At 67.0% G+C, this 15,120-nt stretch carries 11 protein-coding genes; 9 read left to right on the top strand and 2 right to left on the bottom strand.

Features of this window, described 5'->3' with window-relative positions:
* Positions 1 to 32 precede the first annotated feature (32 nt).
* Genes ASC94_RS19055 through ASC94_RS19040 form a run of 4 tightly spaced genes read left to right on the top strand, consistent with a single transcriptional unit; the run spans position 33 to position 4,615 of the window.
* Positions 33 to 716 (top strand): helix-turn-helix transcriptional regulator, encoded by a 684-nt coding sequence (locus ASC94_RS19055; RefSeq protein WP_056398735.1) that lies wholly within the window; start codon positions 33 to 35, stop codon positions 714 to 716.
* A gap of 58 nt (positions 717 to 774) precedes the next feature.
* Positions 775 to 1,452 (top strand): signal peptidase I, encoded by a 678-nt coding sequence (lepB, locus tag ASC94_RS19050; protein ID WP_056398732.1) that lies wholly within the window; start codon positions 775 to 777, stop codon positions 1,450 to 1,452.
* Positions 1,449 to 2,183: an ABC transporter ATP-binding protein gene (locus ASC94_RS19045; protein ID WP_056398731.1), complete on the top strand. Its 735-nt coding sequence runs from the start codon at positions 1,449 to 1,451 to the stop codon at positions 2,181 to 2,183. Before lepB ends, ASC94_RS19045 begins: the two co-directional genes overlap by 4 nt.
* Positions 2,180 to 4,615 (top strand): CPBP family intramembrane glutamic endopeptidase, encoded by a 2,436-nt coding sequence (locus tag ASC94_RS19040; protein ID WP_056398728.1) that lies wholly within the window; start codon positions 2,180 to 2,182, stop codon positions 4,613 to 4,615. The genes ASC94_RS19045 and ASC94_RS19040 overlap by 4 nt, the downstream gene beginning before the upstream one ends.
* Before the next feature lie 6 nt (positions 4,616 to 4,621).
* Here ASC94_RS19040 and ASC94_RS19035 read toward each other — a convergent pair whose 3' ends face one another.
* Together ASC94_RS19035 and garD are read right to left on the bottom strand one after the other, a co-directional pair.
* Entirely contained in the window at positions 4,622 to 5,428 is an 807-nt protein-coding gene (locus tag ASC94_RS19035) for an NAD(P)-dependent oxidoreductase (RefSeq protein WP_056398725.1), read from the bottom strand.
* A gap of 49 nt (positions 5,429 to 5,477) precedes the next feature.
* Positions 5,478 to 7,040 carry a galactarate dehydratase gene (gene garD, locus ASC94_RS19030; protein ID WP_056398723.1) on the bottom strand — a complete coding sequence of 521 codons (1,563 nt, stop codon included), beginning with the start codon at positions 7,038 to 7,040 and terminating at the stop codon, positions 5,478 to 5,480.
* A 135-nt stretch (positions 7,041 to 7,175) separates the two neighbouring features.
* Between garD and ASC94_RS19025 the strand changes: the two genes are divergently transcribed.
* The 5 genes from ASC94_RS19025 to ASC94_RS19005 all read left to right on the top strand — a co-directional run bounded on the left by ASC94_RS19025 (position 7,176) and on the right by ASC94_RS19005 (position 15,115).
* Entirely contained in the window at positions 7,176 to 7,877 is a 702-nt protein-coding gene (locus ASC94_RS19025; RefSeq protein ID WP_056399680.1) for a FadR/GntR family transcriptional regulator, read from the top strand.
* Positions 7,878 to 8,083: 206 nt separating this feature from the next.
* Positions 8,084 to 10,774, top strand: a complete 2,691-nt coding sequence (locus ASC94_RS19020; RefSeq protein ID WP_056398718.1) for a TonB-dependent receptor — start codon at positions 8,084 to 8,086, stop codon at positions 10,772 to 10,774.
* A 15-nt stretch (positions 10,775 to 10,789) separates the two neighbouring features.
* Entirely contained in the window at positions 10,790 to 11,680 is an 891-nt protein-coding gene (locus ASC94_RS19015; protein WP_056398715.1) for a rhamnogalacturonan acetylesterase, read from the top strand.
* The gene (locus ASC94_RS19010; protein ID WP_082616666.1) at positions 11,677 to 13,233 is read left to right on the top strand and encodes a pectinesterase family protein; all 1,557 of its coding nucleotides are present in this window, start codon (positions 11,677 to 11,679) and stop codon (positions 13,231 to 13,233) included. The genes ASC94_RS19015 and ASC94_RS19010 overlap by 4 nt, the downstream gene beginning before the upstream one ends.
* Positions 13,234 to 13,255: 22 nt before the next feature.
* Positions 13,256 to 15,115, top strand: coding sequence for a glycoside hydrolase family 28 protein (locus ASC94_RS19005; RefSeq protein ID WP_056398710.1), 1,860 nt, complete (start codon positions 13,256 to 13,258; stop codon positions 15,113 to 15,115).
* The last annotated feature ends 5 nt before the right edge of the window (positions 15,116 to 15,120 follow it).

Here is a 15,120-nt window from a genome sequence, read left to right as displayed (position 1 = left end):
ACACGCCACCACACTTCGCTCCAGCCCGAACCATGGATGCAGACAACCACCTCGCCCGCATCGCGGGCGCCATCGCCGAACCGGCACGCGCCCGCATGCTGTGCTGCCTGCTGGACGGCCATGCCCGCACCAGCACCGAACTGTCGGTCGTGGCCGAAGTAAGCCCGTCCACTGCGAGCGCCCACCTGGCGCGCCTGAAGGAAGAACAGCTGGTGCAGCTGCTCGCGCAGGGCAAGCACCGCTACTACCAGCTGGCCGACGCCAACGTGGCCGCCGCGCTGGAGGCGCTGCTGGTGGTGGCCGGCCTGCCGCGGCCCGCCTTCAAGCCCAACACCCCCGACCGGCTGCGCCACGCCCGCACCTGCTACGACCACATGGCCGGCACCGTGGCGGTGCGCTTGCACGACCACATGGCCGCGCAAGGCTGGCTGGCCCCGGACAGCAGCGAATACCAGCTCACGCCCGCCGGCGAACAAGGCATCCGCGCGCTCGGCATCGACACCGGCGCGCTGCGCAAGCTGCGCCGCCGCTTTGCCTGTCCCTGCCTGGACTGGAGCGAACGCAAGCCGCACGTGGGCGGCGCACTGGGCGCGGCGCTGCTGAAACTCGCGCTGGAAAAAGGCTGGGTGGAGCAGGACATGGACAGCCGCGCGCTGGCCGTGCCGCCCAAGGCACAGCGCCGCATGCTGGCCGCCTTTGGTCTAAGCGAGGTTTAAGATTCCCGTTGGATGATGCTATGAGTTTGTTATCATCTTAATCACTGGGGAGAAAAACATGAAAAGCTGGCTGCGCGCGAACAAGGGCTTCATCGCCTTCCTGATGCTGTTCGGACTGTTCCGCACCGCCGTGGCGGACTGGAACCCCATCCCTTCCGCGTCCATGCACCCCAACCTGCTGGAAGGCGACGTGGTGTTCGTCAACCGTCTCGCCTTCGACCTGAAAGTGCCGCTCACCGACGTGGTGCTGGCGCACCTGGGGGAACCGCAGCGCGGCGACATCGTCACCTTCTCCTCGCCGCTGGACAAGACCCGCTTGATCAAGCGCGTGATCGCCCTGCCCGGCGACACCATCGCCATGCAGAAGGACCAGCTGATCATCAATGGCCAGCCGGCCGGCTACAGCATGCCAGCCAACGCCGTGGAAGCGATCGAGCACGTGGGCACGCTGCAGGCCCTGCAGCTGACGGAAAAATCCGGCGCCAGCGAGCGCCGCATCCAGCTGCTGCCGCAAGTGGCCTCCAGCAAGCGCGACTTCCCGCCCATGACCATCCCCCAGGGCAGCTACCTGATGCTGGGCGATAACCGCAACAACAGCCTGGACTCGCGCTACATCGGGCTGGTGCCGCGCGAGATGCTGATCGGCCGCGCCGAGCGCGTGCTGGTGTCGGCCGACATCGTCGGCAACTGGATGCCGCGCACCGAGCGTTTCGGCATGGCGCTCGGCAGCCCATGATCGCATTCCAGGAACTGGCGAAATCCTACGGCGGCCATGAAGCCGTCAAGCCGCTGACGCTGACCGTGCCGCGCGGCGAGGTCTACGGCTTCCTGGGGCCGAACGGGGCGGGCAAGACCACCACCATCCGCATGCTGATGGGCATACTCGTGCCCAGCGCCGGCCGGGTGCTGGTGAACGGCCTCGATTGCCACGCGGACGCGGCGGAGGTCAAGCGCCACGTGGGCTACTTGCCCGACACGCCGATTTTCTACGACTATCTGCGCGGCCGCGAGATCCTGCAATTCGTCGCCGAGATGCACGGCTACTCGCGCTCCGAAGCGGCCGGCCGCGCGCACCGCCTGCTGCGCGAACTGGGGCTGGAAGAAGCCACCGAGGAATTCGCGGTGAACTACTCGCTGGGCATGAAGAAGAAGCTCGGCCTGGCCTGCGCGCTGGTGCACAACCCGACAGTGCTGGTGCTGGACGAACCGATCAACGGCCTCGACCCGCGCGCCGCGCGCGACGTGCAGGAGCGCCTGCTGGCGGCGGCCGCGCAGGGCACCACCATCTTCGTGTCCACCCACTTGCTGGACATGGCAGAGCGCATGTGCAGCCGCGTGGGCATCATCCACCGCGGCGCGCTGGTGGCCAGCGGCACGCTGGACGAATTGCGCGGCGCGGCCTCGGCGGACAGCTCGCTGGAAGAAGTCTTCCTGAAGATTACCGACGAAGCCGGCGAGCCGGCATGAAGCCGCCCTCGCAGGCCACCGCCATCTGGCTGCTGGCGCGCCTGCGCCTGCTGCGCCTGCTCAACATGACCGGCACGCTGCGCTTCGGCAAAGCCGCCCACACCAAGAGCCGCGCCGCCTCGCACGGTAAACGCAGCAGCCGCTGGCTGCTGGCGGCGCTGGTGGGGCTGGGCATGCTGTACAGTTTCACCCACATCGCACGCACCTCGCTGCTGAACCTGCACTGCAAGATCGACATGCCCGGCGCCTGCGCCACGCTGGCCAAGGCACACTCGGTCGGCAGCATGACGGAGACCGCGTCGGCGCACCTGCACGCGGCACCCTTCACCACTGCGCTGGCCGCCGCCATGACCTTGATGATGCTGATGATGTGGCTGGTGGCTTTGCTCATGCCCCTGGGCAGCCGCGAGCTGGCGCAGCAGGATTGGGACCTGGAGTGGCTGGTGACCCTGCCCGTGCGGCGCGGCGCCCTGCTGTGGGCCAGGGTGCTGGAGCGCAGCGTGGCCAATCCCGTCGGCGTGCTGGCACTGGGGCCGCTGTGCGTGGTGCTGGCCTGGTACGGCAAGCACGGCTGGCTCGCGCTGCCGCTGGGGATCCTGGCCGCGCTGCCGCTGCTGATGCTGGCCGCCATGCTGCGCACCCTGGCCGACACCGGGCTGCGGCTGTCGCTGCCCGCGTCCCAGTTGCGTAACTTGCAGGCGCTGGCGTCCATCCTCAGCATGCCGCTGATGTATGTGGGGATTTCATACTCCATGTGGTCGAACAACTCCTTCACGCTGGACTGGGCGCGCAGCTTCCCCGCGTGGACCTTGTGGACGCCGCCCGGCCTCGCCGTGCAGATGCTCACCTCGCCCTCCGCCGCAGGCGCCGCGCAGGCGGCCGCCCTGATGCTGGCGCAAGCGGCCGTGCTGCTGATGGCCGGCATGGCCCTGCTGCACCGCCAGCTGCGCCATGGCGTGGTGGCCAGCGGCGCGCGCGAAGCCGCCAAGGCCGGCACCAGAGCCACCGCCAACGCTGCCGCCAGCGCCAGCACCGGCCGCGCCGCGCAGGCGGGCCAGGCCCCCGAGGCGGCATCCGCAACAAGGCCGGGCTGGCGCATCGGCACCATCCTGCAGCGGCGCGAGCTGATGCTGCTCAGCCGCGACCGCAACTTCCTCGCGCAAAGCCTGCTGATCCCGGTGGTCATCATCGCCAGCCAGCTGCTGGTCAGCGGCCAGCTGTCCAGCATCACGCTGCTCGGCCAGAACCAGCAGCTGATGGCCGTGATCGCCTTCGGCATCGGCAGCTACGTGCTGCTGCTGTCGGCCTTCCAGGCCATCAACACCGAAGGCAACGCGCTGTGGATGCTGTACACCTTCCCGCGCCGCATCGACAGCATGCTCAGGGAAAAAGCCCAGCTGTGGACCGCGCTGGCCGCGCTCTACCCGCTGCTGATTTTCGCCGCCGGCCTGTACTTCACGCCGGACTTCAACTGGCGCCTGCTGTGGTGGTTCGTGGTGGTCATGGCCGGCATTCCCGTCTACGCGCTGATCGCCGTCTCGCTGGGCGTATTCGCCAGCGACCCGCATGCGCAGGAAGCCCAGGCCCGCGTGCGCCCCACCTACGCCTATCTGTACATGATGCTGTCCAGCCTCTACATCTTCGCGCTGTACGCCACCACCTGGCTGCAGACGGTGGCTATCATGATCCTCACCGCCTCGCTCGCGCTGGCGCTGTGGCAGAAGGCGCGCGACGAACTGCCCTACCTGCTGGACCCGGCCGCCGCGCCGCCCGCGCGCGTGGCCCTGTCCGACGGCCTGATCGCCGCCACGCTGTTCTTCGTGCTGCAGCTGCTGGTGGGCCTGGCGCTGCGCGGCGGAAGCCGCGGAAGCGGCGCCGGCGGCCTGGCAAGCGGCGTGATCGCCTTCGTGTGCGCCGGCGCCGTCGTCTACCTGCTGATGCGCTACCTGTACTGGCGCCACAAGACCGCCGGGGTACCCGCCGTGCTGAATACACAGCACCACGGCGGCGCGGCCGCTGCCGCCCGCCACGCGCTCATCACCAGCGTCGCGGGCGCCGCTGCCGCCTGCGCCTTCGGCGCCGCCTATATGTGGCTGCTGCGCGACACGCCGTGGTGGCCGCGCCGCGCAGCGCCGGCCGCCACGCTGCGCGCGCTGCTGCCGCTGACGGTGCTGGCCGCGCCGCTGTTCGAGGAATTCATCTTCAGGGGATTGATTTTCGGCGGCCTGCGCCGCCTGACGGGGGCGCTGCCGGCGGCAGCAGGCAGCGCGGCGCTGTTCGCCATCGTGCATCCGCCGCTGGCGATGGTGCCGGTACTGGTGCTGGGATTGTGCGCCGCGTGGGCCTATGAGCGCAGCAAATCGCTGCTGGCGCCGATGCTGGTGCACGCCGCCTACAACGCCATGGTGCTGGGCGTGCAGGCGGCGCTGTAGACGAAGCTAGATGTACTGCGGGCCGTCGTTGAGGAAGCCGCCGCCCTGGTAGGTGGTGGCCACGTCGTCCTTGTCCGGATAGACGCCGGTGTCCGGGAACAGGTGCTTGAACTGCTCCGAGCTGTCCTTCGGCTTGAAGCCGATGAAGGCGGCCTTGCTGTTGTCCCACCATACGGCTTCGTTGTTCGACTGGCCGTACAGGATGGCGTGGCCGACGCGCGGCGCCATCAGCGAGCAGCGCAGCGCTTCCACCAGGTCGTCGTAGCTCAGCCAGGTGCGCATCATGCGCGGGTTCTTCGGCTCGGGGAAGGACGAGCCGATGCGCAGGCACACGGTCTCGATGCCGGTGCGGTCGAAGTAGTAGCGCGCCAGCTGTTCGCCGAACACCTTGCTGATGCCGTACATGCTGTCCGGGCGGGTCGGGCTGTCCGCATCCAGCACTTCGGTCACCTTGTGGTAGCCGATGGTGTGGTTGGAGCTGGCGAAAATGATGCGGCGGGTGCCGGCCTTGTGCGCGGCCTCGTACAGGTTGTAGGTGCCCTGGATGTTGGCCGCCATGATGGCTTCGAAATTGCTTTCGGTCGAAATGCCGCCGAAGTGCAGCACCGCGTCCACGCCTTCCAGCAGCGTCAGCACCGACGGCTTGTCGGACAGGTCGCAGCGGACGATTTCCTCGCCTTCGCGCGCCTCGCCCATGTCGCCGATGTCGCTCAGGCGCACCACGTCCGCCCAGGGCTTGATGCGGTCGCGCAGGATTTTGCCCAAGCCGCCGGCCGCGCCGGTCAGCAGGATGCGTTTAAATGGTTTGCTCATGTAAAGTCCGTCCCAGTGCAGTTGTACGATGTCGTATGATACAGCGAATTCAGGTCACCGGTGCAGGGTTGAACAGCACTAAAGCGTTATGCAGCTTCCATTGCTCGGCCCAGGTCTTGCGGCCGCTGGCCACTTCCAGCATCAGGTGGAACATCTCCCAGCCCACGTCCGCGATGGAGGCGTCGCCGCTGGCGATGCGGCCGGCGTTCACGTCCATCAGGTCGTGCCAGCGCGCGGCCAGCTCGTTGCGGGTGGCGACCTTGATCACCGGGACTTCGGCCAGGCCGTATGGCGTGCCGCGGCCGGTGGTGAAAATGTGCAGATTCATGCCTGCCGCCAGCTGCAGCGTGCCGCAAATGAAATCGCTGGCCGGCGTGGCCGCGTAAATCAGGCCCTTCTGCTTGAGCTTCTCGCCCGGGGCCAGCACGCCGGAGATCGGCGCGCTGCCGCTCTTGACGATGGAGCCCATGGCTTTCTCAACGATATTGGACAAGCCGCCCTTCTTGTTGCCCGGTGTGGTATTTGCGCTACGGTCGACGCCGCCCCGTTTCAGGTACTGGTCGTACCAGTCCATCTCACGGATCATGGCGGCCGCCACTTCCTCGTTCACGGCGCGCGAGGTCAGCTGGTCGATCCCGTCGCGCACTTCGGTCACTTCCGAGAACATCACGGTGGCGCCGGCGCGCACCAGCAGGTCGGTGGCGAAACCGACGGCCGGGTTGGCGGTCACGCCGGAGAAGGCGTCGCTGCCGCCGCACTGCACGCCAACCACAAGTTCCGAGGCCGGCACGGTTTCGCGGCGGCGCTGGTCCAGCACCTTCAGCTGCGCGTCGGCGGTGTTCATGATGGAATCGATCATCGACTGGAAGCCGACGTGGCCCTGGTCCTGCAGGCACACGTGGGCCGGATCGGCGCCGCCGGCGTTCTGGATCGGGATGGAACCCTTGGGAAACAACCGCGTCGGCTGCAGCTTCTCGCAGCCCAGGCTGACCACCATGGCCTGCCCGCCGAAATTGGGATTGAGGCTGATATTGCGCAGCGTGCGGATCGGCACGTCGGCATTGGGGGCGTCGATCGCCACGCCGCAGCCGTAGGTGTGCTCCAGGCCCACCACGTCGTCCACGTTGGGGTATTTCGGCAGCAGCTCGGCCTTGATGCGGCGCACCGCGTGCTCCACCACGCCCGCCACGCATTGCACGGTGGTGGTGATGGCCAGGATGTTGCGCGTGCCCACGCTGCCGTCCGGATTGCGGTAGCCCTGGAAGGTGTAGCCGTCCAGCGGTTCCTGAGGCGGCGGCTTCACGGTGGCGATCGGCAAACCGGTCAGCTCGCGCGCGGCCGGCATTTCCACCTGCGCCTCGGCGATCCAGCTGCCGGCCTCGATGTCGCGCGAGGCGAAACCGATAGTTACGTTGTAGCGGATGATGGGGTCGCCCTTGGCGAAGGCGCGCAGCGCCACTTTGTGCCCCTGCGGCACGGCCTCGCGCAGCGCCAGCCCGCTGGGGAACACGGCGCCCGCCGGCAGACCGCCGTCGTTGACGACGATGGCTACATTGTCGTTCTCATGCATGAGGATGTAGCGCGGGCTGTTCGCGCTCGGCTCTGTCGTCATTTTTACGTCCTTAATGGTTACCTGCTGTCCAATTCAGTATGGCAGATTAAAAAAAATTTGGCTAGTCCAGATTGATTATTTGGTCAGACCACCTTAGAATGGTCTGACCAAACGAACACAGCGGGACCTACCGTGATCCAGAAAAAAGCCGCTTTGACCCCGGACGCCGCCAGCCACGAGCCGCGCCTGTACCGCGTGGTGGCGGACCGCATCCAGCAGCTCATCGCCAGCGAAGGCATCGCCGCCGGCGCGCGCCTGCCGTCCGAACGCGACTTGGCCACCAAGCTCAATGTCAGCCGCGCCTCGCTGCGCGAAGCGCTCATCGCGCTGGACCTGGGCGGCGTGATCGAAGTGCGCGGCGGCTCCGGCGTGTACGTGACCGAATTGCCGGAGGCCGAGACGGCGCTGCCCGAAGCCGGCCCCGGACCGTTTGAAGTGCTGGCCGCACGGCGCCTGATCGAAGCCGAAGTGGCCGCCATTGCCGCCCGTGTGGCGACGCCGGCCGACGTGGACGCGATCCTGAAGGCGGTGGAGCAGATGGAAGCGAGCCACGCCAACAAGGCCAGCAACGAACAGGCCGACCGCGCCTTCCACCTGGCCATCGCGCGCGCCACCGGCAACAGCGCGCTGGTGGGCGGGCTGGATTACCTGTGGAACCAGCGCGGCCGCCTGTGGCACAAATTGAAAGAGCATTTCCAGACCGAAGAACTGCGGCAGGAAACGCTGAAGGACCACCGCCGCATCCTCGAAGCGATCGCCGCCGGCGATCCAGCGGGCGCCAGGAAGGCCATGCGCGCCCACCTTGAGCGCGTGACCCGGACTTTTTCAAGGGGATAGCGCGCCACTGCCATTCAACTTCCGGAAGACGTCCGCCCCGCAGAGGGCGGCGCCCGGCAAATAAGTTTTGTCCACCGCCTGCGAGCTAGGCCGCGCTTCACCGCGCAGCCCTCCTCGCAGCGGCACGGAGCACGCGAGGTGCTCTACCTGCGGCCGCAGCATGCGCGCCGCATAACTTCATTTGAAACATCAGGAGACTTAGCTTCATGAACACATTCGACAAAGCGCAGCCGCGCCTGCTGCTCTCGTCCATCACCCTGGCCGTGCTCGCGCTGATGAACAGTGCCACCGCACAGGAAATGCAACGCGTGGAAGTGACCGGCTCCAGCATCAAGCGCCTGGCCACCGAAGCGGCGCTGCCGGTATCGACCATCAAGGCGGAAGAATTCGCCGAACGCGGCATGACCACCCTGGCGGACGTGATGATGGCGCTGCCGCAGTCGGCCTCGCTGGCGCCGTCGAACGCCGGCTCGGGTACCAACATCAACCTGCGCGGCCTGGGCGTGAACCGCACCCTGGTGCTGCTGAACGGCCGCCGTTTGGCCAATGAAGCCATCTCCGACGGCTACGCCAACCTGGACGTGATTCCGATGAGCGCCCTGTCGCGCGTGGAAATCCTGCGCGACGGCGCGTCGTCGATCTACGGCTCGGACGCCATCGGCGGCGTGGTCAACTTCATCACCAAGCGCGACTTCGAAGGCGCCTCCGTCACCGCGCAGTACATCCAGCCTGAAAAACACGGCGGCGGCGACGAACAGCGCCTCACCCTGACCATGGGCAAAGGCAACCTGGCCAAGGACGGCTGGAACGTCTACGCCAGCGTCGACGCGCACCGCCGCAGCCGCCTGGCGCAGAAGGACCGCGCCGAGCTGAGCTCCGCCGAACTGCTGACCAGCATCGGCCGCGCGCCCACCCTGGGCAGCGGCGGCAACGCCATGCCGGCCAACTTCACCACCGCCACCAACAAGACCGCACAGAACCCGTACTTCGCGTCCGGCTGCGTGGCGCCCTACTCCATCATCGGCGGCAAGAACACCTGTATCCTGAACAACCAGGAGTACGGCACCGCGCTGCACGAGAACGAGCAGATCACCTTCTACGCGCGCGGCACCAAGCGTTTCAATGAAGATCACACCCTGAGCATCGACTACATGCGCGGCCAGGAATTCATCCGCGCTGCGCGCAATCCGACCAATGCGGTGGCGGTGAACGGCGTGAACGCCATCCTGCCGTCGTCGAGCAAATGGTATCCGGGCGGCGCCGGCGGCGTGCCCGCAGTGGCCGGCCTGAAAGGCGAACCGCTGACCGTGACCTGGGCCGTGGCCGACTACGGCGTGGCCGTGCAGAAGGACAAGCAGGTCAACCAGCGCATCGCCGTGGCGGATGAAAACCGCTTCGGCGAGTGGGACGTGCGCAGCGGCCTGGTGATCGGCTGGAGCGACCGCGAGAACTACTACGACAACGGCTTCTTCACCGGCCAGGGCCTGCTGGACGGCCTGAAATCCGGCGCCCTCAATCCCTTCGGCCTGCAGGACCAGGCCGGCCGCGACTACCTGAAATCGATCTCGGTGGACGGCCAGAAAAACCGCGACTCGCGCTCCACCTTCACCGGCGTGGACGTGAACGCCAGCCGTACGCTGATGGCCCTGGCCGGCGGCGACATGGCGCTGGCGGTAGGCGCGGACATCCACCGCGACACCACGCGCGACGACAAGCTGGCGATCCAGAACTCGGTCACCTACCTGAACTCCACCGCGTCGCACGGCGAAGGCGCGCGCAACGTGTACGCCGCGTTCGCCGAGCTGGACATGCCGCTGACCAAGCAGCTGAACGTTAACCTGGCCGTGCGCGACGACTATTTCAGCGACTTCGGCAACACCTTCAATCCAAAAGCGAGCTTCCGCTACGAACCGTCGAAACAGCTGATGTTCCGCGGCTCGGCCAACACCGGCTTCCGCGCGCCGACCCTGTTCGACGCCTACGGCTACCGCCTGCCCGGCGCCACCGGCAAGACCAGCGCCAAGTGGGACGACCCGCTGCTGTGCCCTGGCGGCAAGCCCGGCGTGGCCGGCACCGGCACGGCGCTGCCGGGCTTCGTGGCGTCGGAAGTGTGCAACGTGGCGCTGCCGAAGCAGGTGGGCTCGAACGCCGACCTGCAGCCCGAAAAATCGCGCGGCTACACGCTGGGCGTGGTGCTGGAACCGGTCAAGTCGCTGACGCTGTCGTTCGACTACTGGAACATCCGCATGAAGGACATGCTGGCCAACCTGCCGGAGCAGGTCTACTTCCTGAACCCGGAAAAATACCAGTCGCTGATCGTGCGCAATCCGGACCGTACCATCAACTACATCCGCAACGTGACGATGAACCTGGGCGGCCAGAAAGCGGCCGGTATCGACGTGTCGGCCACGTACGACTTCCCGCGCAACGACTACGGCAACTTCAAGGTGCAGCTGGACGGCACCTACCTGACCCAGTTCGACAACCAGCTGGAGAAGGACAGCGAGTTCGTGTCCAACGTGGGCCGCTTCGGCCTGGCCAGCAACGGCACAACCAGCAGCTTCCCCATCATCACCTACCGCTGGAAGCACACGCTGAAACTGGGCTGGAGCAAGGGCGACTGGTCGGCGCAGATGACGCAGAACTACAACTCCAGCTACGAAGACCAGAATCTGGTGGCGCAGCAGTACTGGCGCGACATCGAATCCTATAAAGTGTGGAACTTGACCACGTCGTACAAAGGGTTCAAGAACATCCAGATCACCGCCGGCATCACCAACCTGTTCGACACCAATCCGCCGGTGACGAACCACAGTGGTTATTCCAACGGTTACCTGAGCAGCGCGGCCAGCCCGATCGGCCGTTCGTTCAACCTGCGTGGCACCTACAACTTCTAAACCAGGAGACAGACGATGACCAGTATTTCCAGCACTGGTTCCCGTCGCCACATTGCCGGGGCCGCAGCGGCCCTGGCGCTGAGCGCCGCCGCCCTCGTGGCGGCGGCGCCAGTTGCGATGGCGGCCGAAACCAAGCCCGTGCGCTTCATCCTGGTGGGCGACTCCACCATGGCCAACAGCAGCGGCTACGGCGACGCGCTGTGCGCCCGCATCAACCGCAGCGACACCTGCATCAACCTGGCCAGGGGCGGCCGCAGTTCCGGCAGCTTCCGCGCCGAAGGCCGCTGGGACGAGGTGCAAGGCCTGCTGCGCGGCTCGGCCGCCTATCGCGCCACCTATGTACTGATCCAGTTCGGCCACAACGACCAGCCGGGCAAGCCCGGACGCTCGACCGACCTGGCCACCGAATTCCCCGCCAACATGGCACGCTACGCGCAGGAAGTGAAAGCGCTGGGCGGCGTGCCCGTGCTGGTGACCCCGCTCACGCGCCGCACCTTCAAAGGGGACACCCTGGAAAACAACCTGCAGCCGTGGGCCGACGTGGTCCGCAAGGTGGCGGCGCAGGAAGGCGTGCCGCTGCTGGACCTGAACGCGAAAAGCCATGCCGCCGTCCAGGCCATGGGCCAGGACGAAGCCGACACGCTGGCCGTGGTGCCGCGTCCCGCCAACTACATGGCGCCCGCCGTCCTGCCGGGCGCCGCGCCTGCCGCCCAAGGGGCCGCCGCCGGCGCGCCCGCTGGCGCCACGGCCGCCGCCACCGAGCCGCAGGGCGCGCCCAAGAGCGCCTTTGACCGCACCCACCTCGGCGCCAAGGGTGCCGCCTACTTCGCGCGCATGGTGGAAGACGAGCTGAAAGCCGTCATCCCCGCTGTCGCCCGCGAGTTCCGCGCGGAGGGCCAGCAATGATGCAGCGCGCTGCCCGCTGGCCCGCCGGCGCTGCGCGCGCCGCCATGCTGGCCGCCGTCCTGCCGCTGGCCGCCCTGCTTGCCCAGCCCTGCGCAGCACAGGCGCCGGCGCCGGCGCCGGCAGCATCCCGCGAAGCCGTAGCGGACAGCAGCACCGCCGCGCGGGCCACGGCCAGCAGCGGCAGCGCCCGACCCCAATTGACGGCCGCGCAGGCGGCGTACTACGCCTATGGCGAGGTGCTGAAATACGCCGGCCCCGCCGGCAACGAGCGCATCGATCCCTGGGACCCGCTGGCCGACCCGCTGGCCCAGGGCGCCGCCTTCAAGCCCACCTACACCGTCGACGCCCGCGCCAGGGCCGACGGCGTCAAGACCTTCAATTCCGTGCAAGCGGCAGTCAGCCGCGCCGCCGCCTCCGGCCAGCGCGAGCGGGTCTACATCCTGGTCAAGCCCGGCGTGTACCAGGAACTGGTCTACGTCCCCGCCGCCACCGCGCCGCTCACGCTGTACGGCGAAGGCGCCAGCGCCGCCGCCACGAAAATCACCGCCAGGCTGGACGCCGCCACCACAGGCGCCAGCTACACCGCCCAATACGCCGCCCAGTTCGCGGCCGCCGATCCCGCCATCCAGGCCATGCACGCCATCGTCAAGGAACGCGCCGGCGCGGGCAACATCGGCACCTTCGGCTCCATGACCATGTGGGTGCGCAACAACGGCTTCCAGGCCCGCAACCTCACCATCGAAAACGGCTACAACAAGGACACCGGCAACGCGCGCGAAGAATGCGGCGAGCGCCCCTGCGGCAAGACCGACGTCGACCCGCAAAAGAACGTGGTGCACCACCAGGCCGTGGCGCTGCAAGTGGAAGGCGCGGACAAGGTGCAATTCGAGAACGTCCGCCTGATCGGCTTCCAGGACACCCTGTTCCTGCGCGCCGCGGACACCCGCGTCACCGTGCGCAGCTTCTTCAACAAGTCCTACATCGAAGGCGACGTCGACTTCATCTTCGGCGACAGCACCGCCTTCTTCCGCGACACCGAAATCAAATCCCTGGGCGACCGCAGCACCTCCTACGTCGGCGCGCCCAACACCAACCACAAGACCCGCTACGGCCTGGTGTTCGACCGGTGCCGCTTCACGCACGACGGCTCGCCGTTCGCGCTGGCCGGCAGGTTCTACCTGGCGCGCCAATGGTTCCACAGCGCGCGCTGCACGCCCTACGGCAAAGTTCCGCTGCCCGGCTACAGCTGCGTGCTGGGCGCGGCCAGCCAGTTCCAGTCCCCGGCCGGCACCATCACGCCCACTGTGCTGGAAACGGTCGGCAAAATGGCGGTGCTCAATTCCCGCATCGGCGCGCACATCAACCGCAGCGCGCCGTGGTCGGACTGGAACCGCAACGGCACGCTGTCCTACCGCGCGGCGCAGTTCAACTCGGACGACTACTGGGCCAACCTGAAAGCGGCCGGCATCGACCCCGTGAAAGACCTCGGCTATGGCGGGCAGCCCGTGCCGGCCGACAGCTATCTGGCGGAATACAACAACACCTATGAGTAACATGCATAAAATCGGAGAACGAATGAACAAGACCATCAACCAGCAGCGCCGCAGCGTGATGAAAGCCGCATCCGCCACCAGCCTGGCGCTGGCGGGCGGCGTGCCGTCGCTGGCGGGCGCCGCCACCGCCGTGGACCCGTGGGAACGCGCGGCGGACATCGTCAAGCGCCTGTCCAAGCCGCTGGTGTTCCGCAAGCAGGACTTCGACGTCACCAAGTATGGCGCCGCCACCTGCAAGCTGGTCAAGGTCAAAGCCTGGAAATCGTTCGAAGAGCAGGACGAGATGAACACCCCGGCGCCGGGCTCCAAGGACAGCTACCCCGCCTTCGCCGCCGCCATTGCCGCGTGCAGCAAGGCCGGCGGCGGCCGCGTGGTGATCCCGGCCGGTAACTGGTTCTGCGCAGGCCCCATCGTGCTGCTGTCGAACGTGCACGTGCACCTGAAAGCCGGCGCCCACATCTACTTCAGCAACCAGCCGTCCGACTACGCGAAATACGGCGACTTCGACTGCGGCAAGAACGGCAAGCTGGTGATCACGCGCTGGCAAAGCAACGACTGCCTGAACTTCTCGTCCCCGATCTACGCCTACGGCCAGGACAATATCGCGCTCACCGGGGAAGACTGGACCAGCATCATCGACGGCCAGGGCGGTGTGCCGTTCAACAGCGCAGGCGACTGCTGGTGGACCTGGAAAGGAAAAACGCGCACCAAGAACTCGGTGGCGGAAAACTCGGTACCCAACTTCGGCCCCGGCAAACTGGCCGGCAACATCGAAAACCCCGCCAACCCGGCCTCGATGGCCGAGGTGGCGCCCCAGCTGACCGAAGAAGAACGCCTGCAGATCCAGGGCGAAGGCGGCAAATGGCGCGCCGACGAACAATACCTGCCGGCGCTGTCCGAAGCGGGCGTGCCGCTGGCCAGGCGCGTGTTCGGCCTGGGGCACTATCTGCGCCCGTCCATGGTGCACATCGTCAGCTGCACCAACGTGCTGCTGCAGGGCTACCAGGTGCAGCACACGCCGTTCTGGCAGCACCACCCGGTCCACTGCCGCAACATCGTCATCCGCAAAGTGCACGCCGTCAGCCATGGCCCGAACAGCGACGGCTTCGATCCGGAAGCATGCGACCACGTGCTGGTGGAAGGCTGCACCTTCGACGCGGGAGACGACTGCATCGCCATCAAGGCCGGCAAGAACCAGGACACGCAGTTCGGCCCGTCGCAGAACATCGTGATCCAGGACTGCATCATGCACAGCGGCCACGGCGCCGTCACGCTGGGCAGCGAAATGGCGGGCGGCATCCAGAACGTCTACGCGCAAAACCTGGTGTTCCAGAACGCGCACTGGCAAACCAACCCGCTCAACACCGCCATCCGCCTGAAGACCAACCTGAACCGCGGCGGCTACCTGCGCAACTTCTACGTGCGCAACATCAGCATCCCGAACGGCGTGCAGACCAGCCCCTCCTTCTACGCCTCGCTGCCAGGCTCGCCGATCCAGTCGCGCACGGTGGCCACGGCGGCCGGCGCGGTGGTGACCTTCGACTGCGACTACGCGCCGATCGCCGACACGGTGCGCACCCGTCCCCCGGTGGTGGAGAACATCCACATCTCCAACGTCAAGGTGGGCAACGTGACCGCGAAAAACGGCAAGCAGGCCTCGTGCTACCAGGCCGTGGTGATCCTGGGCCCGGTCGCGTCCGACTACAACGGCAGCGCGCCGATGCCCACCATTGTCCCGGTCAGCAACGTCACCATCAGCGACTGCGACTTCGGCACCCCGGCCAGCACCGAATCGCCGTGGTTCCTGTACAACGTGAAAAGCCTCAAGCTGAAGAACGTCACCATCGGCGGCACCATCCACAACTCGGAATTATCCGGCTAACTTCC

This window comes from Massilia sp. Root418, assembly GCF_001425265.1.
Classification (GTDB): Bacteria; Pseudomonadota; Gammaproteobacteria; order Burkholderiales; family Burkholderiaceae_D; genus Rugamonas.
This window is presented reverse-complemented; position numbering and strand designations above follow the sequence as displayed.